The following is a 22,627-nucleotide window of genomic DNA, read 5'->3' as shown; positions in this document are numbered from 1 at the left end:
CTTATCCTATATGAGCTTTTTTGGGCGAAACCCGTTTTTGTACCTGACCTAGTAAATAGTCAGCAGCGATCGCTAATATTGAAACGGCAATGGCTCCAGCTTGAACCATCTCTGTGTAACTTGTGGATATTCCTCTTGCGATATATACCCCAAGTCCACCAGCACCGATATAGGCAGCAATTGCCCCAATTCCAATCGTTAATACAACGGCCATTCTAATTCCTGCCATAATTACTGGAAGGGCAATTGGGATTTCAACTTTTAAAAGACGTTGCCATGCCGTCATTCCCATTCCTATTGCAGCGTCGCGCATATTGGGATCTACATTTTTAACAGCGATGAATGTATTACGGATGATTGGAAGCTGCGAGTACAAGACCAATGCGATAAACGCTGGTAAAAACCCAATCCCTTGATTAATGATAGATAAAATCGGAATCATGATACCGAACAGTGCAATACTTGGTATCGTCATAATAATACCTGCTACTGCCAGTACAAGATTTGATAACTTTTCATGCTGTGTAATATAAACTCCAAATGGAACACCGAGTAATATGGCTACACCAACTGCTAATCCAACTAATTGGATGTGCTCCCATGTCATTGCTAAAAGCTCTCCCCAGTTCGACCCGATAAAGTCCAATAAATCCACTTTTTTACCCTCCTTTAATTTAAATGATTCGATTATGACTTAATAGTCTTGCATAGTTCAGGTCACTTTTTTATTTAGTTGTAAAAATAAATTGCTTCTTAATTTGGTCTAATGTCACTTCTATTAATGTTTTCCTACTTAATTAAACAAGCTTCTGCTAAAATTTCCACAATGTGTTTAGCATCCACATTTCTTGTACCGCTTCTCTCTACACCTAGCTTCATTTGGAGCAGGCACCCCGGATTTGTTGTAACTATTGTTTTTGCATTTGTTTTTCCCGCCATATACATCTTTTCGTCTAATATTTTCATCGATTCATCAAAATTCATTAAATTATAAATACCGCCAGATGCACAGCAACGGTCACTTCCCTCCATCTCCATATAACTTGCCCCTGGTATGGATCTAAGAAGCTTCCTAGGTTCTTGAAATACTCCCTGGACATTTCTCAAATGGCAAGAATCTTGATACGTAATAATACCAACCCATTCTTTTTTAAACGGGAGAGGACCAAATTTCACCAGAATTTCGGTAATATCTTTTGATTTCCTAACAAATGCTTCACTGCGCTTTTTCCATTCTGAATCATGGTTAAATAAGTGATTATACTCACTAAGCATCGCTCCGCAGCCCCCAGCGTTATTGACATAATAATCAGCACCGGATGCTTCAAATGCTTCTATATTGGCTTTTGCGAGTTTTACAGCCCCATCCTTCATTCCTTGATGGGAATGAAGTGCACCGCAACATTTTTGATTTTTCGGAATAATCACTTCACAGCCAATTACTTGAAGCAGTTCAATTGTTAACCTATTAATCTTTGACATGATAGCGTCCATGATGCATCCCGGGAAAAAGGCAATTACTGCTTTTGTCTCGCCTAATGCTGGAAATTTTTGTCCGTATTTATATCGTTTGATTGGTGCTTCGATCTCCGGCAGGATCTTTTCAAACTGTCCCATGGGCTCTGACACTTTGTTAATCATTTTTGTTTTTTGCACCACTTTATTTATTTTTGTTTTTTGATATAGCCACGTTAGATTGCCTAATGTACGAAGACGATTGCGATGCGGAAATAAACTGGTCAGCGTAAAATCGACCACTTTTGTTTGAATCTTAGGTTTATTTTTTTGCTTTTTATGATGTTCATGCTTTTGATGTTCTGTAATGACTTCTTTAGCTGCCTCATAAATTTGTCCGTATGGTACATTAACCGGGCACGCTACTTCACAGGCTCTGCAACCAAGACAAAGGTCAATTGGCTCAGCTAGATCTTTTTGAAGATCGATTTTTCCCTCTGCAGCCATTTTAACCAGGTTAATTCGTCCGCGAGGTGATTGTGATTCTTTCCCCATAGATTCATAGGTTGGACAAGCAGGAAGACAATATCCGCATTGCACACATTGATTGGTTGCTTCATACGAAAGATCACGCAATTTTTGAGTAAACTTATCTGTAATTGCTAATTCCTTTTCGTGAGGTGCTTTATTCATGTTAATTCCACCTTTAGTTTTCCAGGCTGTGGAAATATTTTTCCTGGGTTTAATATAGAGTTTGGATCCCATGCATCTTTAATTTTTTTCATCATTTGCAGTCCATCTAATCCAAGCTCCAATTCCATATAAGGAGATTTTAATATCCCAATCCCATGTTCCCCTGAAAGCGTACCGCCAAGTTCGATGGCAGCTTCAAAAATTTCACTGACTGCATCTTCGACACGTTTCATTTCTTCGATATTTCTCTTGTCGGTAATAATATTGGGATGGAGGTTACCGTCCCCCGCGTGACCAAAAACAACCAGGTTCAACTGATATTTCTCACGAATTTGATAAAGCTTTTCAATCATCTCAGGGATTTGGCTTCTTGGTACTGTCGCATCTTCAGAAATTTTGGTTGGTCCCATTTGTGTAATAGCTGGAGAAACCATTTTACGAGCTTTCCAAATCTCATCACGCTCAGCATCTGTTTTCGCCACTTTAACACTAGTCGCCCCTTGTAAAAGACAGATATCTTCACATTTTTTTATTTCTTCATCGATTGCCGCAGGATGGCCGTCCACTTCAATAATGACGATGGCTTCCGCCTCAATGGGCAAACCTGCTGGTGAGTAATTTTCAACCGCACGAATACATGCATTATCCATTAATTCCATCGCACTTGGTAATATTCCATTTGATAATATTTTTGTTATGGCATGCCCTGAATCAGCAATTCTTACAAATGAAGCTAAAAGTGTTTTTCTTGCAAGCGGCTTTGGTATTAGACGCAAAATGGCTTCTGTTACAATACCCAGTGTGCCTTCCGAACCAACTATGAGTCTTGTTAAATCGTAGCCAGTCACATTTTTAACTGTTCGACCTCCTGTACGAATAATTTCTCCAGTTGGTGTAACAACTTCTAAACCAATTACATATTCCTTCGTAGTACCATATTTCAAGCCCTTTGGACCACTTGAATTTTCCAACAAATTCCCTCCAATTGTTGAAACATGGGAACTGCTTGGGTCCGGTGGATAAAATAAGCCTACCTCTTCTGCTTTTTGTTGTATGTCACTTGTAATTACACTTGGTGAGGAGATTGCCAGTAAATTTTCACGGTCAATCACAAGTTTTTTTTCAAATTGTGACATATCTAGAATCATGCCCCCTTCAACAGCAAGGGAACCCCCGCTTAAGGAGGTAGCCGCTCCTCTAGGATAAACAGGAATTTTAAATTCGTTTGCAAGCTTGACCAAGTCAGCAACTTCTACTTTATTTTTTGGTTGAATAACGATTTCCGGCAAGTATTCACCGAATGATGCATCAAAGCTATAAGAATAAAGCTCTGCTAAATCTGTCAGTACCCTTTCTTTTGGAACGATGGTATATATAAGCCTTAATAGCTGCTCTTTCATCACTTGTCATCCTCACTTTTCAATATCTAAAAGCTGCTTTGGATTATGAATGATCATCCTTTCAATCTCGGTTTCTGTTATACCTTCTTCGATCATTGCACTGACAAAGCGACTTAATGCTTCTATTGGCGGAATATTGTGTTCTTGGCCATAATCTGTTACAAGCACACATGACGCTGGACCAATTTCCCGTATTGACTTAGCCATTTGTGTTATCGTTAAATCTTGAAAATCCTCACCGCAGGCTAAATAGCATTTCTCGATTATAGCGCCTTTTTTGGCAAACTCTTTTTGCTTTTCTATTGATACTGGGGCAATGCCTAGATCTGCATGCTGAATTAAGATCTTGTCGATATGATGTTCATTGGCTGCGTCAATTAACACAGAGACTTCTTCTTCCGATAGATGACCTGTTGCAAGGGTGATATTTGCTTCACTGATAAGTTCCAGAATTTCAATGACTTCTGGTTTTATCTGTCTGTTCTCATCCAAAATAGTTAAACCTTCTTCAATGGGCAGGCTTCGTTCACTATTGAAAAAGCGGGTCTTTTTTTTGGCAAAATTACAACAATGCTGATTTGCTGAAATAGTCGGCATCCAAATTATTTTGGCACCTTGCCTTATTGCTGCATCAACCGCTTTGGGTGATAAGCCACCTGTAAATTCATTTAAAACAAGTCCACCGTAAACATGAAGTTCTGGCTCTTTTAAACGGATTAATGTCGTGCGGTCCACAGTTGATGCCTCATGTGCTTTTAATACGGCACCTGCCATTTTAGCTTTTTTTAAGTCTTCTATAAATTCCCAATCAGTCTGCTTTCTTGGGAAAATACTAGGATACGTATGGCAATGTAACTCTATTGCACCTTCTAATAACGGATGAAAATCCATCTATGCCACTCCTTTTTAAAAGTTAATTCTTTAATAAATTAATGCAAGTAACATGCCAACTATATATGGGCTTTTTTTCAATTTCTACATATCTTTTTGATATAGTTTGTAAAAAAATTTTTCGCTTTGAAAAAATACTTTTACAAACTTTGAGGATTGCCAAAAACATATGAAAACGAAAAAAAAGAAGAATTAAAATAATTCTTCCTTTTTTTGCTTAATTTCTTCAGATGACTTATTCATTTGTTCATGATACTTATTTATCTTGTAAAATAGCCGCTGTCTTGAAATTCCCAGCTCTCTGGCTGCTGCGGAAATTTGCCCATCGTTCTCTTCAACCGCAGACAATATAAATTGCCGTTCAATGTCTTCCATTTGTTCTGGAAGCGTTCTCTTTTTATTAAAAGAAACGATTGAAGGAAACTCTGCATTCATTTCACTAGATCCCCTAATTTCAGAAGGGAAATCTTGTAACGACAAGTCTTCCTCCTTACATAAAACTGCTGCTCGCTCAACGGCATTTTGAAGCTCCCGAACATTTCCTGGCCATTCATATGCTTTCAATATATTCATAAGCTGAGGTGACACTCGAAAATTTTTCTTCATTTTTTTACGGTGCTTCTCCAAAAATTCCCCAACCAGAAGGGGAACATCTTCTTTTCTTTCTCTAAGTGCTGGAATATGCATATCTATAATATTCAAGCGATAATACAAATCTTCACGGAAATTCCCCTCTTGTACCATTTGTTTCAAATTACGATTTGTTGCAGAAATAATTCGAACGTCTACTTGTTTTAATTGATTGCTACCAAGACGCATGAAGGATTTCTCCTGCACGACTTGAAGAAGCTTAGCTTGAAGCGTAAGTGGCACTTCGCCAATTTCATCCAAGAAGATAGTACCATTTTGTGCTGCTTCAAATTTCCCTGCACGACTTGCTGTGGCACCGGTAAATGCACCCTTTTCATAACCGAAAATCTCGCTTTCCAGCAAATTTTCAGGGATAGCAGCGCAGTTTACAGCAATGAATTGACCGTTATTGCGATCACTTAAGGAATGAATCATCTTGGCGATCATACTTTTTCCTGTTCCGCTTTCCCCATGAAGAAGAACCGTTGCATCTGTAGCGGAGACACGTTCAATTAATTCGTAAATCTGCTTCATTTGCTTGCTTATACTAATAAAGCCCTCTATAGATTCAAGTTTGTTTAACTGACTTTTCAGTTGGATATTCTCTTGTTTCACTTCAAGTAGTGTATAAGCTCTGTTAATAACAAGTTCTATTTCCTCTAGTTTTGCTGGTTTTTCTAAATAATCAAATGCACCTGCCCTTATAGCGGATACAGCGCTTTCTATATCGCCATAAGCCGTCATGATGACAAATACCTTTTGAGGATAGAGTGCCATGAATTCCTCTAAAAGTTCCAAACCATTTGCATCTGGAAGATTTAAATCGAGGAAAACAAGGTTGGGGCCGTCTTCTTTCATTCTTCTTCGTGCTTCTTGTCCATTGGCAGCAAGAATTACTTCATATCCCTTCTTGCGAAATGACAATGATAGAACACGCAAAAGTCTAATTTCATCATCCACAAACAGAATGCTCTTCATATTCATTCTCCTCATGTTTTAGTATTTCAATATGTATTGTGGTTCCTTGAGAGAATACGCTTTCCGCCCATATCTTCCCACCATGTTGAACTATAATTTCGTGAGCAATAGATAAACCTAAACCTGTTCCCTCTGGTTTCGTGGAATAAAACGGATTGAAGACCCAGTTTAATTTTTCTTTCCTAATGCCTTCTCCAGTATCCGAAATGGAAAGCTGCCAATATGCCCCTTTCTCTTTAAGCGCAACATGAATATTACCCTCATCTTTTATCGCTTGAATACTGTTCAAAAATATATTTAAAAGCAATTGAGTCAATTTATGCCGGTCCCCCAAAACGGGAGCTTTACTAAAATTGTATTCGGTTGTGACCATAATGTTTGCATCATTAAATTTTCTTCTTAATAAATTAAGCAATTCATCAGTAATCATAACCAAATCTGTCAGAACATGATTGTTATATTCATCATCTTTTGTTAGCTTCAGAAAATCAGTTAGCAGTTTGTTCATGCGATCAGAGGCTGTTAAAATATCTCCTGTCAATTCATCAATCACTTCTTTTTCTTTAAATTCATCTTCTATTTGTAGGCGAATTGTTTCAGCAGCAACCTGAATAATACTTAAAGGATTTTTTATTTCATGGGCAATCCCAGCAGTGAGCTCACCAAGGGATGCTAGCCGTTCACTTTGTTTTAAGTATTCTTCAAGCTTCTTCACTTCACTTACATCACGAATGACAAGAATGGCGCCGATGTACTCATTTTGTTCTCCTTTAAGAAGAGATGCATAGATACGGACATCATGAAACCCCTTTTCTTTATCAATAATATAGCTTTCTACTTCTTCAAAAGACTTGCCTGCATTAAACGTTTTTAAAAGAACGAACTCTTGTATATCATGTTTTATCGGCAAATTAAAAATAAGCTGATTTAATACTTCTTCCCGGCTATAAAGCATTAAATCTTCTGCTCCTTTATTAAAGGTCATAATTCTACCATCTTTGTCCGTAGTAATAACACAATATGGAATGGACTCCAAGATATAAAACATACTTCTTTCTTTTTCCCTCAATTCCGTTGCCATCTCTGATAAAACAATCGATAATTCCTCAATTTCATCATTTGTTTTCACTTTAATGAATTCTTTACGCTTACCTACTTTATATTCTTGTACATGCTTGATGAGCTTCGTGACAGGAAGAATCACTCTTGATGCACTGAACATAGCAAGTCCTATTGCGATAATGAAAACGATGGTAAAACCTTGTAAAAGTAAACTTTGGACCACTCGTGCAGGCTTTAGCGCTTGTTTAATCGGTTCTCCCACAATCAAACTAATATCTCCCAAGAGAATGGGCCGATACGCAATGGCCATTTCTTTGTTGAAAATCTCGCCATTCCAAATATCTATATCTTCTTTTTGAAGATGAATCCCAACTTCATGATTTTTAATGGATTTGCCAATATAACTTTGGTCGGTATGTGCAATAATTGTTCCATTGCGGTCAATTATTGCATTCACACCCTCTTCCCCGATTGCAAATTTTTGAAGGTGTTCTGATAAAATGTTTAAATTTAAATAAGCGACTACACTCCCCTTAAATTCTCCCTTTTCATTAATGGATGGATATGCAATCGCAATGGTCTTGCGGCCGTCAGGCAGTTCCATCATATTTGAAATATAGCTTGTCTGACTCCAGGTGAGCCTTTTTAAAATAGTACCATTTTCAATAAAATCAGAAAATGGTACATTCGGAATACGTTGGTTCAACTGATTCTCTTTATATACTTCTATGAACAGATAAAGTGGATCCTGTGCCAAAATCGTCTCTATTTCTACATGAAAAGCATTCTCTGCTTTGTTATCAATATTTGTAACAATGGGCGATACCTGTCTCATATCGGAAATTGAATTTTTGAAAATATTCTCTGTTTGGTTGCCAAGGGTTTTGGCTATAAGTTCATCTCGATATTCCATTTGTGACCGTACAGATCCATTCATTACATGTATGGCAATCAAATAAAGAGAGGCCAGTACAAACAAAATGACAACTAAAACAATAGTTACATAACGCTTCATTAGCCTTGATTGAAATACTTTCATTTACAAAACCTCGATATGTGAGAAATGAAAAAAGCACTTTATACATTGTTATTAAATTACTTTTTATTTGTGCTTCTTAACACCCTCACTTTTAATTGTTACCTATTATTAAAGTATACTAACGATTCAAAGCGCTTACATTTGTAACTTCTTTACCAGTTCCCGATAAAAAATCGGCCTTCTTGATAGTAATAGCTTATGCTGATCAAACCACCAATTTTGTTCCATTTTAGAATTAGCCACTATCAATACCTCTTCACTGTGAGAAGAGGCAACTACGGGCATGTCACTTCCATAAATCGGATCAGGTGTATAAACGGCACTCCCACCTTTACAATCAATATCTGAACCTATAAAATTCGCAATGAGTGTTTTTGTTTGCGAAAATCTTGCTGTGGCGTCCCATGTCGTCATCGAATTTATCGGAAACTTATTTTCCATTATTTTTTCAGGAAGCGCCAGTGTTGCACCAAATTCACCATGCCAGCATGAGGGGATGGTAATAAAATCGGCACGTTTTACGGCAATAATGCCCGCTACCTCAGGATATGCAGCATCACTACCGACTATAAGGCCCACACGCCCTATATCCGTTACATTTGCTACTACCATTTCCCAACCGGCAGAGGCCCAGCGTTCGTCCGATTCTGACAAATGAATTTTACGGGCTTTGGTAACCCTATCGTCCTCTGGCGTCAGAAGAACCACTGTATTATAAAGGAGATTCTTTTCTTCCTCTATCATACCAAAAATGATATTAATTTGATATTCAGTTGAAAGCATTCTCATTTCTCTTATGGTTTCTCCATATATGGGTTCAGCAAGTTTCCGGATTTCCTCAGGGCTAAGTGAATTAACGGGACCTGTTAAGGAAAGTTCCGGGCAAATAACTAGTGATAACAAGCTTTTTTGTTTTTTAGCCTTGAAGCTAGCATCCGCCAGGAGGTTTTTTATTTTCTTAAGATTTTCTTTTTTATCTCCTATTACCGGTTCATACTGCAATAAAGCAGTAGAAGTCTTTTTTTCATAAGTCCCGGTATCCATTTGCTTTGATGGTGATTTTTTATACTCCCAAGGTCCGACGTGTAACATTAAATCAGAATATAGGTCTGGCTTTCGTTTTTCCATTCTTTTTTTTGCGGGATTTTCATATAAAGCAGGGTCAATATCCGCATATAAAATGACTGTCTCATCTCTCGCGTGACTTTTTTCTACGTATGGGGTTTCAGCAAGTTTCCTACCTAAAGGTGACCAAATGGCACTTGCACCGATCATATGGTAATCGGTTTCGGTATTGGAACGATTCGCACCAATGACGTACAGACCGTTCATTTCAGCCCATGCCTGCAGCATCGAAAGCGATCCACCTGTTGAATTCGTCGGAAAGCAAAGAATATCCGCTCCCTTCACAGCAACGATCCGGGCCGATTCAAAATAGCTTGAATCCATACAAATAATGACTGCAATCCTCCCAATAGACGTTTCGTATACCGGAATGCCCATGTCCCCCCAATGTGCCCAGCTATCTTCTGTTGCCCATTGATGCACTTTCCTGTATTTTCCGATATATCCCATAGGACCCACAAGCGCAGCCGAATTATAGCAAAGTCCGTCTTCTTCATCTACCTCCGCCATTCCTATGATAATATGTGTATCGTAAAATTTTGCGACTTCTTCAAAACGTTTAGTGGTTTTCCCCGGGATCGTATCTGCAAATGGAAGTATAGACTGACGATTCTCGTAATGATAGCCTGTTGTAGCCATTTCCGGTGTGACAATCAATTTGGCTCCATTCTTCGCTGCTTCTGTTACCGCCTCAAGCAAATGATCAATATTGTTGTCCAATTGATTTAATAGTGGATTAAACTCAATAATGGCTGCTTTGAAAGGATGCTTATTATCCATAAAGTTGCTCCTTTTGATTCAAAATATGAAAAGACAGATGACAAAATAATTTGCCACCTGTCACGCGATTATCTATTTTACCCTTGCATTTGGATGACTTTAATATTTTCTTCCTTTTTTATTAGAATTTCACCAAAGAAAGCTTTAAGCGTTTCAATTAAATCTTGGAAAACTTCATGCTCATGATACATGAAATCATTATGCTTACCATTTATTATATAAAGTTTTTTCGGTTCATTTGCTGCTTCGTACAGTTCATTTGCCTCATCAAGTGGATGTAATAAGTTTTCTTTTCCATGGGCAATGAAAAGCGGCACCGTTACATTTTTCACTTCTTCTTCTGCGTTCATGCTAATTATTGAGTCTGTAAACTGTAATACTGTCTGCTTACCAAATGGGGACAGAACGGCCAGTTCCTTTTCTACATAATCCGCTGTGGCCGGATCAAGTGGATAATGAATAAACGTACTTGCAAGTTGGGACTTCCCAGTTAATACCCGTTGTTCTCGATCTTTTTCAATCGTTTTCAAGATTTCATTCCATTCAACATAGGAATGAATAGAGCGTAACCATCTTTGGCCATTATAAAAACCATTTAGTGCTGCAACTGCCTTAACCCGTTTGTCTCTTGCGGCCACACGGACCACATTCGAACCGCCCATACCCCATCCTATTAATCCTATTCTATCTGAATCTACTTCTTCCTGGAGGGAGAGGAATGTTATCGCATTTTGAATATCTTCTACCTGCTCATCCAAAATAACGCGACCTTCTTCACCTTCACTTTTTGCGAAGCTCCGATAATCAAATCCTAAGCAGACATAACCTGCCGCTGTTAAATTTTTCGCAAATAACTTTGGATAAAATTCATTAAACCCTTGATATCCAGAATTCGGAATAATAGCCGGTCTTTTTTCTCCTTTTTTATAATCGTCTGGAAGATACACTGTGCCATCTAATTTGTAACCTTCACTATAAAATTGAATTTGACGCTCTATCATTTCCCTACCTCCAATAATTTTAATTAGCTTTCGTTACTAGTAATTGCAAGCAGCGTGCCAGATTGGAATTTGAACATTAGGATAAGAAAAATGGAGAAAATAAAAGGGAAATCTCAAAATTGTCATAGCAAAGATCTATTAAACCAGAAAATGTGTTAAAATTTTTTTACATGGAAAATTATTTTTATGACAAATAGAGTTATGAGCCGTCTATTGAATCTAACATGCATACAAATACTCTTATTAGCTTCAATTGCTTATTAAATTAAACATCATCAACTATCCATTCTAGTTTTCATATTTCTAAGCAAGTTATAACAATTTAAAATAAAAAGCCACCATATACGGCAGCCTTCACTTATTACTTCAATTCTTTAATTATTTCAGCACCACAAGAGTTGTCGATTATACAGCGCCATGTACCCTTGGAATCCTTTTTATATACATATGTCGCAGTTCTTTCCATAGAAAATTCTTGCGTTTGATATTTACTTTGTTGAACAAAATCAACTTCTTTAGCTAATTGTTGTAGAGAAGATAGAGAGAAATAGGCGTGAAGTTCTTGAAAATAAAGATTCATTTCGTGACAGAAAAACTCATAAAAAACGCCATCCTTTCTGTATATTTCTACAAAAAGAATAGCGTTTTTTTAACTAACCTGCCCCTTTAGTTCATTAAGATAAACCGAAATTAGATCATTTCGGTTTTTCTTATTAATATACGGTTAAACTCTTTTCAAAACAATACGACTTTTTTATAAACAGTACAACTTTTTTCAAATCCACAAAAAGCTAACTCTAGATAGCCAGTGGAATCAAGTGTACAACCTGTTTTTTTTCATTCAGTTAGTGATTTAATCAAAAAAGATTAAATGCAAATCACTGTCAGTCCTTGATTTCGTAAAAAATTCCGCTTCATTTCCACCATCAACAAAATTACCAATACCCCAGAAATACCCACATTTTCCTCGTTCTATATATCTTGTTCCTACATGATCATTATAACTATCAGGATCGTACTCCCATAATTCAACTTTTAACTTTCCTGCTGGACCCACGTAAGGATCGCGACAAATCTTATAATCTCCACCAGTAGAGGTATACACATGACTTTCAGCACCATTAGAATAAAGAGTTTCTTCTCCTAAGTAATCCCAGCCACTTGCAAATGTAGAAGAAGGAACCAACAACGCAGCTACCAATGCTACGACACTCATTAAAAACTTTTTCATGCTCATTCTTCCTTTCCCGTTTAGACTTGAAAAAACTATAATCCATATAATATGTTTCTTTGAAAAAAGTTTGATTAAAAATCACTTAGAATCCTTTAATCGAAAATGAATGAAGCAGTGCAACTTTAGGTGTTCTTCTACCCTCTGAATGTAAAGCGTCTCAAACAGCTCATGATTAACCTCAAAGCTAATCATTTGCTCTCCCACTATCTATTTTGATTACAACCGAAACTTCCAAACATTCGGGACGACTTTTTCTAAAAAATAGCGCCTCGTAGTATGGCGTGATGCTTCTGATTTCGGTCAAATTTTATTAAAAAGATTAGAAACGACTTCCATATTCCCCCTCCTAATTATGACTATTGAGGTTAATTTACATGATCCTGAATTTATTTATAATACGCAAGTACATAATTTCTAGTGGGCAAAGCCAACATATAGGGAGATAAAATTGAAATAGTCGAGGTGGAAATAATTTGAAGGCATCTGATTTGTTTGTAAGGTGTTTAGAGAATGAAGGGGTTCAGTATATTTTTGGGATACCTGGTGAGGAAAATACGGATCTTATTGATTCTCTAATAGATTCTGACATTGAATTTATCTTGGTTCATCATGAACAAGCTGCAGCTTTTATGGCAGACATCTATGGCCGGCTAACTGGAAAGCCTGGCGTCTGCTTGGGCACATTGGGACCGGGTGCAACTAATTTATTGACAGGTATAGGAAATGCTTATCTGGATTATTCCCCTGTTGTCGCGATTACAGGTCAGGCTGGCCTTGATCGAATTCATAAAGAGTCACATCAATATGTGGACATTATTGGGGTTTTTGAGGAAGTAACGAAATGGAATCAACAAATTAAGGTGCCGCATACGATTCCGGAAATTATCCGTAAAGCATTTAAGACTGCAGTCATAGAAAAGCCAGGAGCTGTTCATATAGAACTCCCGGAAGATGTGGCGCTGATGGATACAGAAGGTGAACCACTTCCGGTTACACCAACGCCTAGATCCCGCCCAGCCGAGGAAGAAATCAAAAAAGCTGTCGAATTGATAAATCGCGCTAAAAGACCTATTATTCTAGCTGGTAATGGCGTAGTCCGTGATGAAGCTGCTGAGTCCTTACGGAAATTTGCAGAAGAGAAGCAGATTCCCGTTGTTAATTCGTTCATGGCCAAAGGAGTTTTACCTTCTGACCATCCATTGACCCTTTTTACAGTAGGGATGCAAGCAAGGGATTATGTTCTATGCGGGTTTGATTTGGCCGATCTTATTATCACCGTCGGCTATGATTTTGTCGAGTATTTGCCAAAATATTGGAACGTAGAGGCAATGAATCCGATTATTCATATTGATGCCCGACCGGCTGAGATTGATGCCTATTACCCCGTTCAAGCTGAATTAATCGGAAATGTTACTGAGGCACTTGAAGCCCTGACTACTGGTGTAGCAAAAAAGGAGCTTTGGCCAGAAGTGAAAAAGTTAAGGTCTCAAATCATTGAAAAATTTCATTCTTCTGATGATGTATCAGGAAGCCCTATCATCCCTCAGCGAATTATTGCCGATATAAAAAAGGCGGAAAAAGGGAATGCCATTGTCATTTCGGATGTGGGCGCCCATAAATTATGGATTGCCAGGATGTATCAGCCGGAAAAGCCTAATCACACTATCATTTCTAATGGCTTTGCATCAATGGGTATTGCGGTTCCCGGTGCCATTGCGGCCAAATTGGCAAAGCCTGATAAACCTGTCATTGCGGTTACAGGGGATGGTGGATTTCTGATGAATGGGGTTGAATTGGCAACTGCCAAACGTCTGGGTCTTGCCTTCGTTATTGTCATTTTCCATGATTCAAAATTTGGCCTTATCGAGTGGAAGCAATTGAATAAATTTGATCGTACGAATGCGATTGAATTTACAGATCCAGACTTTTTAGGATTCGCAAAAAGTTTTGGGGTTAAAGGAGTGAAAGTAACCCACTCCGATGAATTGCTTCATGCATTAGAAGAAGCGATTTCGAGTCAGGAAATTGTCTTGATTGATGTGGATGTCGATTATTCGGAAAATGTAAAGTTATCGAAAACACTAGGTGATTATATTTGTAAATTATAAAGAGCATGTATTATTGGAGGAATGTCAAATGAAGAAAAAGTGGCAATTGTGGATCGGTGGCAAATGGCGGGAGGCTAAATCGTATGAGCCTTTATTCAATCCCCATACAAATGAAGAAATTGCACAAATCGGACAGGCTGAACCAGCGGATGCCATTGAAGCGATTGTTGAGGCAAATGCCGCTTTTCAGAAATACCGATCCTACCCGGCTCATGAACGAGCAGAAATTTTATTTAAAGCTGCAGCAATCATGGAAGAACGCAGTGAAGAGCTTGCGAAAATCATTTCTCTAGAGGCGGCGAAAACGATTCGAAATGCTCGTGAAGAAATGAATCGTACGGTTCAGACCTATCGTTTTGCTGCAGAAGCGTCCAAGAACAATTATGGAGAACAAATCCCGATGGATGCGGCAGTTGGCGGGGTAAACCGTTTTGGCTTCACGGTTCGCACCCCGATTGGCGTCGTTACTGCGATTACCCCATTTAACTTTCCCTTTAATCTGGTCGCACATAAAGTTGGTCCAGCTATTGCGGCTGGAAACTCGATTGTGTTAAAACCTGCCGAACAAACCCCGTTGAGTTCACTGGTTCTTGCCGATATTTTTAAAGAAGCAGGGTTGCCAGATGGAGTATTGAACATCATACCGGGCAAAGGGGATGTTTTAAGTGAAGCATTGACGACCCATCCACATGTAAAAAAAGTGACTTTTACAGGCAGTGTAGAGGTCGGACACCTTATCCAGCAGCAGGCAGGCTTCCGTAAGCTTACCCTTGAACTCGGATCTAATTCGCCGTTCATCATTGATGAAGGAGTCGACATCGATAAAATCATTCAAAGAAGTGTGATGGGTTCATTTACGAATAATGGTCAGGTGTGTATCTCGATTCAACGAATTTATGTCCACAAATCACTATACCAACAATTTTTAAATCGATTCGTAAGTACAACAAAACAGCTTGTCATCGGTTCCCCACTGGACGAAAATACAAATATTACAGCGGTTATTTCAAAAAAATCATTGGAACGATTACAAAGTTGGATTGACGAGGCAGTACAGGAAGGAGCAAAAATTGAGTGCGGCGGTACAGTGGAAGGCAATGTACTTTTGCCTACCGTTTTAACCAATGTAAATCGTGACTCAAAGGTATTTCGTTTCGAAGTATTTGGTCCAATTGTCTGCATTTTCCCATTCGATACGCTGGATGATGCCATCAATGATGCAAATGATTCGCGTTACGGATTGAACTCAGGAGTGATGACTCCGAGTATAGAACGAGCTTTTTATGCGGCGGAACGCTTGGAAACAGGTGGAGTCGTAATCAATGATATCCCAACTTACCGAATTGATAATATGCCTTATGGTGGCTGGAAGGACAGCGGAGTTGGCCGAGAAGGCGTCAAATATGCGATGCAAGAAATGATGGAGCAGAAGTTTATCAGCTTTAAAATAAGCGACAATTGAACATAGGGAAAATTATAAACCCTTATTATATGAGACGGCGATATCTTAAAGATTTCGTCTTCTTTTTTTGTCGTAAATTTATGTTTTGATTGTAGCCGTTGTTCTTTTTATTGGGTACAGTCATTTCTTCATTTCATCATCACTTCTATACATAGGCGATTTTTTACATACAGATGTAATCTAGTTGTAAAAGATAAAAAGCCACCAAATACGGCAGCTTTCACTTATTACTTCAATTCTTCAATTATTTCAGCACCATAAGAGTTGTCGATTATACAGCGCCATGTACCGGTGGAATCTTTTTTAAATACATATGTCGCGGTTCTTTCCATAGAGAATTCGGAATCTTCCTTTTGATTGGCACTTAGCTGGGCTTTTGCCACAACCAATGCCGTATCACCCGTTTCGATTATTGCCATCTTATCTTGATTGACGATTAAACTATGGTTAAAGTATTCAGCGATAGCAATGAATGCCCGACGGATTTCCGCTTTCCCTTTTGCAAATGTTCCAGGTTTGACAACTAAAGTTGCATCCTCTGAATAGAACTCCATTAAATGATCGAAATTCTCATTATTTATTGCCCTGTCCGCATTTTTTATGATTTGTTCCAGCTCATGATTCTGCATATTCACCATCCTATTCAGCTTCTTTTAATTGGACCGCTCTTATACCAATTGATGTTCGACTGTCATGATGGAATATCCTGCTCAAGAAGATTTTAAATAAAAGTTGATATCCAATCGTATATCTTTCAGCTAAAAAACGTAAAGAAATCAATATGTCAGTTGCTGTTTCCATTGTTCTAATGAGGCAAGCAAGTTAGGCATTCCTTCCTGACCGAAATATTCCAGAGAAACAAAGCCTGTATAATTCCGCTTTCTCAATTCTTCGAGTAAGCGAATATTGTCAACATCCCCACTAAAAATGGGGGCTGGTTTGTTTTTATATCGCTCTTTATGATTGTAGTGATAATTTTTTAAATGTACATGGCTGACATGGGGGAAGATGGATTCCAATACCTCCTTCGGATTCAATTGATCAACGTATAAGTTAGCACCATCGAAAATCAGTTTTATCCGTGGATGGTCAATATCTTCTAAAAGCTTTTGAATGGCTTCGAGGTTATCAGCAAAAGAGTCATAGTGAATTTCTATTGCTACATCCACTCCATAGAGATCGGCCATTTGCCCTAATTTATTTAATTCGGTAGCCGTTTCCGACCATTGCTCCGGTGAGGCATTCCTTGATGCTATATGTCCTGCGAAAGTCCGTATTAATGGGCAGTTCAATTGATGGGCCATATCTAACAATTTTCTTGCTTGATTGATTTCGTTTTGATGTTCTTTTTGGTTCCAGAGTTTCGAAAAAGTCGTATATCCACTAATGGATGGTATTTGTAAATCATTATTTTCAAGTAATTTGGCTAACTTGTCCAGTGGTCCATGCTTCTCCTGAAATCGTTCTATATGTTTATTCCATAATTCAAGTCCTTTAACATCCGCTTGCAACGGAAGCAGCCAATTTATTATTTCCTCTATGTCCCATTCTTTAAATCCTGTAGTGCATAAACTCAGTTTCAATGTAATTCCGCCTTTCTCTTTTTATTTTTTCATTGTGATTTCTATACGCTGTACTTTTCCGAGAAGGAAGATATAAGCAAAAGCGCCAATTAGGGCCACTACGGATATAAAGGTTAACGCTGCTGCATAAGAATGTGTCGCACTAATGATTAAACCGACGATTAACGGAGATAATGCCCCTCCAATGTTTGCTACAAAATATAGTGAGGAACCCGTTAGGCCTACCATTCCTTTCGGGGCAATATCAGCTAAAAGTGCTCCGGTAACTGTTGATGCCATCCCCTGTCCAAAGAATGCTATCGCCATAAAGGTGATGACTATGTTTGGTGAATCCGTATAATTCCCTCCAAGAATCAAACAAGACAGTAACAATCCGACAATGATGGGAAGTTTACGTGCCATTCCTGTTGATACCCCGCGTGTCAGCATCCAATCGGAACATCGGCCGCCAATGAGGGTTCCTAATATGGCTACGATGTAAGGAATACTCGCATAAATTCCAGTTTTCAACATCGTCATTCCCTTTTCATCGATCAAGTAGGATGGAAACCAAGTCATAAAGAAAAACAAAGTAGTTTGAATGGAAAATTGCCCGATGAACATTCCCCAAATTTGACGGTGTTTAAGCAGTTGGCCTATTCGGTTCCAGGAGAAAGGATGCTTCTCTTCAGTTCCGATCATCCCTCCGCCTTCTTTGATATAGTTTAGCTCTTCCTGGGAAATCCGCATATGTTCCCTAGGGTTCCGATAGAATCCATACCAAACAAATCCAATAAGAATCCCTATGATTCCGGCGATATAAAAAAGGTAATTCCATCCGAAGGTTATGATGATCCAAGTAAAAACTGGAGTCAGGAAGGCTAACCCAATATATTGGGTACCCGTATAAATCCCTACAGCAGTAGCACGTTCTTTTTTAGGAAACCACTCGGATACACACCAGGCATTAGTAGGTATGGAGGGAGATTCAAAGGCACCCAGTCCTATGCGATATGTAATAAGTGACGATATATTTTTCGCGGTTCCTACCATGAATGTAAATACAGACCATAAAACGAGGGAAACCGTGTATACCTTTCGAGGACCGAATCTATCAAGAAAGTAGCCGCTAAATAGCATGGAGAAGGTATAGCTCCAGCCAAATACGGAAAATATGATTCCCATCATAGCCGGATCAATATGTAAATCGGCTTGAATATTCGGAGCAGCAAGCGAAATGATGGCACGGTCGATGTAATTAATACACGTGACTAAAGCAATTAGAAATAAGATGAACCATCGAACAGTTTTCTGTTTTCCTTTTTTTGATCTGTCAGTTACCGGTTCCGATGTGCGATCTTCTATTATTGCCTTTAATTCTGAGCTCAATATTTTTCCCCCTTAACCTAATGCCCAATATTAGTACATCGTTCTACTAAATTTTAATTTTATTGAAATTTTATAAATGCCAATATGTTTCCTTCCTTTACTTACAACATGAGTTTAATATTTTCAAGAGCAGCCCCTAGAACCATTGAATTGCAGATCCCCTTGCTGCAATGTTAAACAACTAAGGGGATTATATTCCGAATTGTGAATCATTTCTTTAAATAGTTACAGTCTTCTCTGATTCTACCTCTTCATTGTCCTCCTTGACTACCCTGTCAAAAGATCCATGTTTTTCTTGGACCAGAATATAACCGACCGCTGCGATGATACTTGGCAGGGCAAATGTAGCAAAAGCCACCTTCGGATCCATGCCTGTTGACAAAAGAAAGGCAATTAAAGTGGGAGCGAGAATTGAGCCAATCCTGCCGATAGCTTGCGAATAGCCCATACCCGTCGTACGGATTTCACGGGGGTAATATTCTGTGATATACGGATTGGCTAAGTTCATGGCACCAACAGTACAGGCACCCCCCATAAAAATCAGTAAATATACCCCGATGTTATTAGTCGTAGCGCTCAATGCGACAAAGGTAACGGCCCCTAATAAGAATAGTGTAACAAGAATTTTACGATGTCCCATTTTTCCAGCATAATAACCGCCTACTAAGGAACCTCCAATTTGACCAAGGCACAAAACCAGGTTAAATGAAAGGCTTGAGGTGATACTGAATCCGGAATCCTGCATCATTTTTGGAAGCCATGTATTTAATCCGTAAGCCATCATCAATGTACAGAACACAGCCACCCATATGGAAACCGTACTGAATGCCCGTTTGTTCGTGAATAGTTTTTTTACTGGAGATCCTTTTCCCCTCTGTTCAGCTTCACTAAGCCTGAAATCGTCTGTTTCTTTAAAATCCCCTTCTGGTTTGACTTTATTGAGGATTTCAACAACCTTCCCAATTTCCTTCTTTGCTAAATAGTAGGAAAGGGATTCAGGAAACTGCTTCATGAATATTGGAAGTGTAAGTAATGGCAAAATTCCAATAAAGTATAATACACGCCAATCCGTATAAGGAATGATATACATACCCACTAATGATGCCATGATTCCACCGATTGAATAGCCACAATACATCGCAGCTACAATGATGGCCCGATTTTGTTTTGGGGAATATTCAGTCATTAGCGATATAACATTGGGCATTAATGCTCCCATTCCAATTGCAGCAATGAAACGCATTACTGTGAACCATGTGAGGTTGGGTGCAATCCCTGCCCCCAAGGTAAATACGCTGAACAAAATCATACAAATGACGAGAACATTCTTCCGGCCATATTTATCTGCGATCGGTGCTAAAATCAGGGCGCCAATCATCATGCCGAATAAGGAATAACTGCCGACTGCCCCCGCCTGAATGGAAGTTAAATCCCACTCTTCCATCATCCAAGGCAAACCCACACCATACATGGCTATTTCATACCCGTCGAAAGCGATGGCATAAAAACACCAAAGAAAAACAAGTAAATGAAAGCGGTTAAATTTACTGACAGCAATGATATCCGAAGCTACTACACTACGCATTTTCCGCCTCCCATCATAAAAATATCGGTTTCGAATGTATTTTCCGAGTTCTAAAATAGAAACCCGGAAAATAATCGGAAGAATCAGATAATATTCATTGGAATTGCCCATTAACAAAGCATCTTTAGTATTCTTATTACCTAAGGGAACAAAATCCTTCTTAGAAAATCTTCACATGTATATTCTTATCGATGATTAGTTTTTCACGACAGCCTTATTGAAAACAGGTTTATCTTGTAATCTAAGTTCAAAATCTAAATGAGCCGTATAATAATCATTTTTCAATCCTTTTTCTGCACCGGAATGTTTTTCTAACTTTGTAATTAAGCTTCCGCGAACACCTTGTGCAACATCATTTTCTAAATATTCATCGCCTTCAAAATATATTTGTGTTACTAATCTATCGCCATTTTCCGGTTGGAATAAGAGATGCAAATGTGCTGGACGAAATGAATGATGATCAATCCACTTTAAGAATTGACCAGAAGGTCCATCTGTTGGAATTGAATAATTACCTGGTACAACTGTTTTTATTTCAAAATTACCATTCGCATCCGTATAAAAAGCACCACGTAAATTATCATCTGGAATACCTTCAGCGAAGTATGAGTATTCACCGTTTGTATCAGCCTGCCACATATCTATTTTGGTATTTGACAACGGATTTCCATTAACATCTTTAACAGATCCTGAAAAGTAAAGGACGTCACCTGGTTCATTTTCACGTTGTGGCAACACTCCGGGATTTTGAACGACTGGCGTATTTTCTATGTAATAAGGTCCTAGAATAGTAGGTTCCGTTCCTTTTACACTTTTATACATTTCCTGAAGTGCATGAGTTTCAAAGAAAACATCCATAAATAACGGAATTTCCCCTGCCCTGCCTAATTGATCCATCCAATCAACAAGAGCTTGATATTCATTGTGATCAATTTCGTATTCGCTAACTAATTCCTTGAATTTAACTACCAATCCATTATAAACGTCGATTACTTTTTGATTCTTCATAATACTTCCTCCAATTTTTTAAAGTTTTTATATTTGTTGATTTTCAATGATGGTACTGATTCCTAATCCACCTGCTATACATAATGTGATTAGCCCATATCTTTTTCCGGTTCTTTCTAACTCATGTATCAATTTGGTTGCTAAAATTGCTCCAGTGGCACCAATTGGATGTCCCATGGCAATGGCACCGCCATTAGGATTCACCTTATTCATATCAAGCTTCAATTCTTTGATTACTGCCAAAGCTTGTGCAGAAAAGGCTTCGTTCAGTTCAATTAAATCAATATCATTCAGTTTCAACCCTGACATTTGAAGCGCTTTCAAGGTGGAGTTGACAGGCCCAAGCCCCATGAAATTTGGTGATACGCCTGCTGCCGCTTGAGCAATCACTCTTGCTTTCGGCTTTTTACCACGCCTTTTTGCTGCTTCTTCCGACATAAGTATCAGAGCGGATGCACCATCATTTCTTCCACTACTATTTCCAGCGGTTACCGTTCCATTCTTCTTGAAAACCGGTTCTAAATTAGCCAGCTTTTCCAGACTGGTTTCTCTTGGGTGCTCATCCACATTAAATTCCATTAACCCTTTTTTCGTTTTAATTTGATACGGAACGATTTCTTTCGTAAATATTTCAGTAGAAATTGCCCGTTTTGCATTTTCTTGGCTCCTTAAAGCAAATTCATCTTGTTCAGTCCTTGAAATGGAATATTTTTCAGCCAGATTTTCTGCTGTCATTCCCATCGTTAACATCCCGTAATCTTCAACGGGCTGTGAACCTGGCTGGCTTTCCGTATTCGGATCCAATAACTGTCCATTCCCTGATTTCAATCCAAAACGGATATTTCTCATATAGTATGGGGCCGTGCTCATTGATTCCGCTCCGCCTGCAATGATTACATCCCCAAATCCGCATTGAATTTGTTGACTGGCAGAATTGATCGCTTGAATGCCGGATCCGCATTGTCTGTGTACGGTATAACCTGGTACTTCTACAGGAAAACCTGCCCGGAGTGATGCAACTCTTGCCAAATTTGACGCGTCTGAACTTTGTTTGGCTTGTCCCATAATCACTTCATCAATACTCTCTTTAGGAATATCCGCTCTCTTGATAACTTCATCAAGGACAGCAGCTGCCAGGAAATCGGCAGGAACATTCTCCAATGCTCCCCCTAATTTCCCTATAGCGGTGCGAACCGAGTCTATTATTACTACATTGCTCAATTTT

The 22,627-nt window shown here is 38.6% G+C and carries 17 protein-coding genes; 2 read left to right on the top strand and 15 right to left on the bottom strand.

Going from position 1 to position 22,627, the window contains the following annotated elements; all coding sequences use genetic code 11:
* Window position 1 precedes the first annotated feature (1 nt).
* The 9 genes from ACWF5P_RS10725 to ACWF5P_RS10685 form a co-directional block, all read right to left on the bottom strand.
* Window positions 2–655: an ABC transporter permease gene (locus ACWF5P_RS10725; protein WP_133349104.1), complete on the bottom strand. Its 654-nt coding sequence runs from the start codon at window positions 653–655 to the stop codon at window positions 2–4.
* A 134-nt stretch (window positions 656–789) separates the two neighbouring features.
* Window positions 790–2,148, bottom strand: coding sequence for a heterodisulfide reductase-related iron-sulfur binding cluster (locus ACWF5P_RS10720; protein ID WP_434169343.1), 1,359 nt, complete (start codon window positions 2,146–2,148; stop codon window positions 790–792).
* Window positions 2,145–3,548: an FAD-linked oxidase C-terminal domain-containing protein gene (locus ACWF5P_RS10715; protein WP_434169342.1), complete on the bottom strand. Its 1,404-nt coding sequence runs from the start codon at window positions 3,546–3,548 to the stop codon at window positions 2,145–2,147. Before ACWF5P_RS10715 ends, ACWF5P_RS10720 begins: the two co-directional genes overlap by 4 nt.
* Window positions 3,549–3,560: 12 nt before the next feature.
* Window positions 3,561–4,439 (bottom strand): DUF6282 family protein, encoded by an 879-nt coding sequence (locus tag ACWF5P_RS10710; RefSeq protein WP_434169341.1) that lies wholly within the window; start codon window positions 4,437–4,439, stop codon window positions 3,561–3,563.
* Between the two features lie 192 nt (window positions 4,440–4,631).
* Window positions 4,632–6,047, bottom strand: a complete 1,416-nt coding sequence (locus ACWF5P_RS10705; protein WP_350302267.1) for a sigma-54-dependent transcriptional regulator — start codon at window positions 6,045–6,047, stop codon at window positions 4,632–4,634.
* Window positions 6,022–8,148 (bottom strand): ATP-binding protein, encoded by a 2,127-nt coding sequence (locus tag ACWF5P_RS10700; RefSeq protein ID WP_452444844.1) that lies wholly within the window; start codon window positions 8,146–8,148, stop codon window positions 6,022–6,024. Before ACWF5P_RS10700 ends, ACWF5P_RS10705 begins: the two co-directional genes overlap by 26 nt.
* A 135-nt stretch (window positions 8,149–8,283) precedes the next feature.
* The gene (locus ACWF5P_RS10695) at window positions 8,284–10,053 is read right to left on the bottom strand and encodes a nitrilase-related carbon-nitrogen hydrolase (RefSeq protein WP_434169339.1); all 1,770 of its coding nucleotides are present in this window, start codon (window positions 10,051–10,053) and stop codon (window positions 8,284–8,286) included.
* A 77-nt stretch (window positions 10,054–10,130) separates the two neighbouring features.
* Window positions 10,131–11,054, bottom strand: a complete 924-nt coding sequence (locus tag ACWF5P_RS10690; RefSeq protein ID WP_427572812.1) for an alpha/beta hydrolase — start codon at window positions 11,052–11,054, stop codon at window positions 10,131–10,133.
* A gap of 853 nt (window positions 11,055–11,907) precedes the next feature.
* Entirely contained in the window at window positions 11,908–12,285 is a 378-nt protein-coding gene (locus ACWF5P_RS10685; protein ID WP_434169338.1) for a hypothetical protein, read from the bottom strand.
* Window positions 12,286–12,761: 476 nt separating this feature from the next.
* Here ACWF5P_RS10685 and ACWF5P_RS10680 point away from each other — a divergent pair, with 476 nt between their 5' ends.
* Window positions 12,762–14,396: an acetolactate synthase large subunit gene (locus ACWF5P_RS10680; protein ID WP_434169337.1), complete on the top strand. Its 1,635-nt coding sequence runs from the start codon at window positions 12,762–12,764 to the stop codon at window positions 14,394–14,396.
* Between the two features lie 28 nt (window positions 14,397–14,424).
* Entirely contained in the window at window positions 14,425–15,858 is a 1,434-nt protein-coding gene (locus ACWF5P_RS10675; RefSeq protein WP_434169336.1) for an aldehyde dehydrogenase family protein, read from the top strand.
* Between the two features lie 227 nt (window positions 15,859–16,085).
* Here the strand turns inward: ACWF5P_RS10675 and ACWF5P_RS10670 are convergent, their stop codons facing one another.
* The 6 genes from ACWF5P_RS10670 to ACWF5P_RS10645 all read right to left on the bottom strand — a co-directional run bounded on the left by ACWF5P_RS10670 (window position 16,086) and on the right by ACWF5P_RS10645 (window position 22,623).
* Window positions 16,086–16,487, bottom strand: a complete 402-nt coding sequence (locus ACWF5P_RS10670) for a YybH family protein (protein ID WP_434169335.1) — start codon at window positions 16,485–16,487, stop codon at window positions 16,086–16,088.
* A gap of 147 nt (window positions 16,488–16,634) precedes the next feature.
* Window positions 16,635–17,441 (bottom strand): sugar phosphate isomerase/epimerase family protein, encoded by an 807-nt coding sequence (locus ACWF5P_RS10665; protein WP_157830963.1) that lies wholly within the window; start codon window positions 17,439–17,441, stop codon window positions 16,635–16,637.
* A gap of 21 nt (window positions 17,442–17,462) precedes the next feature.
* Window positions 17,463–18,809 carry an MFS transporter gene (locus ACWF5P_RS10660; protein ID WP_260357312.1) on the bottom strand — a complete coding sequence of 449 codons (1,347 nt, stop codon included), beginning with the start codon at window positions 18,807–18,809 and terminating at the stop codon, window positions 17,463–17,465.
* A gap of 217 nt (window positions 18,810–19,026) precedes the next feature.
* Window positions 19,027–20,394, bottom strand: a complete 1,368-nt coding sequence (locus ACWF5P_RS10655; protein ID WP_101221740.1) for an MFS transporter — start codon at window positions 20,392–20,394, stop codon at window positions 19,027–19,029.
* Window positions 20,395–20,589: 195 nt separating this feature from the next.
* On the bottom strand, window positions 20,590–21,402 hold the full coding sequence (locus ACWF5P_RS10650) for a dioxygenase family protein (RefSeq protein ID WP_434169334.1): 813 nt from the start codon (window positions 21,400–21,402) through the stop codon (window positions 20,590–20,592).
* A 27-nt stretch (window positions 21,403–21,429) separates the two neighbouring features.
* Entirely contained in the window at window positions 21,430–22,623 is a 1,194-nt protein-coding gene (locus ACWF5P_RS10645; protein ID WP_434169333.1) for an acetyl-CoA C-acyltransferase, read from the bottom strand.
* Between the last annotated feature and the right edge of the window lie 4 nt (window positions 22,624–22,627).

Source organism: Peribacillus sp. NPDC055009 (genome assembly GCF_053608705.1).
The sequence above is the reverse complement of the archived record's forward strand: the minus strand, read 5'-3'. Positions and strand labels throughout refer to the sequence as shown.

Bases quoted from the DNA above. Each gene is read 5' to 3' on its own strand.
- ACWF5P_RS10705 (WP_350302267.1), bottom strand. From the start codon at position 6,047: ATGAAGAGCATTCTGTTTGTGGATGATGAAATTAGACTTTTGCGTGTT.
- ACWF5P_RS10715 (WP_434169342.1), bottom strand. From the start codon at position 3,548: ATGAAAGAGCAGCTATTAAGGCTTATATATACCATCGTTCCAAAAGAA.
- ACWF5P_RS10685 (WP_434169338.1), bottom strand. From the start codon at position 12,285: ATGAAAAAGTTTTTAATGAGTGTCGTAGCATTGGTAGCTGCGTTGTTG.
- ACWF5P_RS10655 (WP_101221740.1), bottom strand. From the start codon at position 20,394: ATGCGTAGTGTAGTAGCTTCGGATATCATTGCTGTCAGTAAATTTAAC.
- ACWF5P_RS10700 (WP_452444844.1), bottom strand. From the start codon at position 8,148: ATGAAAGTATTTCAATCAAGGCTAATGAAGCGTTATGTAACTATTGTT.
- ACWF5P_RS10710 (WP_434169341.1), bottom strand. From the start codon at position 4,439: ATGGATTTTCATCCGTTATTAGAAGGTGCAATAGAGTTACATTGCCAT.
- ACWF5P_RS10690 (WP_427572812.1), bottom strand. From the start codon at position 11,054: ATGATAGAGCGTCAAATTCAATTTTATAGTGAAGGTTACAAATTAGAT.
- ACWF5P_RS10650 (WP_434169334.1), bottom strand. From the start codon at position 21,402: ATGAAGAATCAAAAAGTAATCGACGTTTATAATGGATTGGTAGTTAAA.
- ACWF5P_RS10675 (WP_434169336.1), top strand. From the start codon at position 14,425: ATGAAGAAAAAGTGGCAATTGTGGATCGGTGGCAAATGGCGGGAGGCT.
- ACWF5P_RS10670 (WP_434169335.1), bottom strand. From the start codon at position 16,487: ATGCAGAATCATGAGCTGGAACAAATCATAAAAAATGCGGACAGGGCA.
- ACWF5P_RS10695 (WP_434169339.1), bottom strand. From the start codon at position 10,053: ATGGATAATAAGCATCCTTTCAAAGCAGCCATTATTGAGTTTAATCCA.
- ACWF5P_RS10720 (WP_434169343.1), bottom strand. From the start codon at position 2,148: ATGAATAAAGCACCTCACGAAAAGGAATTAGCAATTACAGATAAGTTT.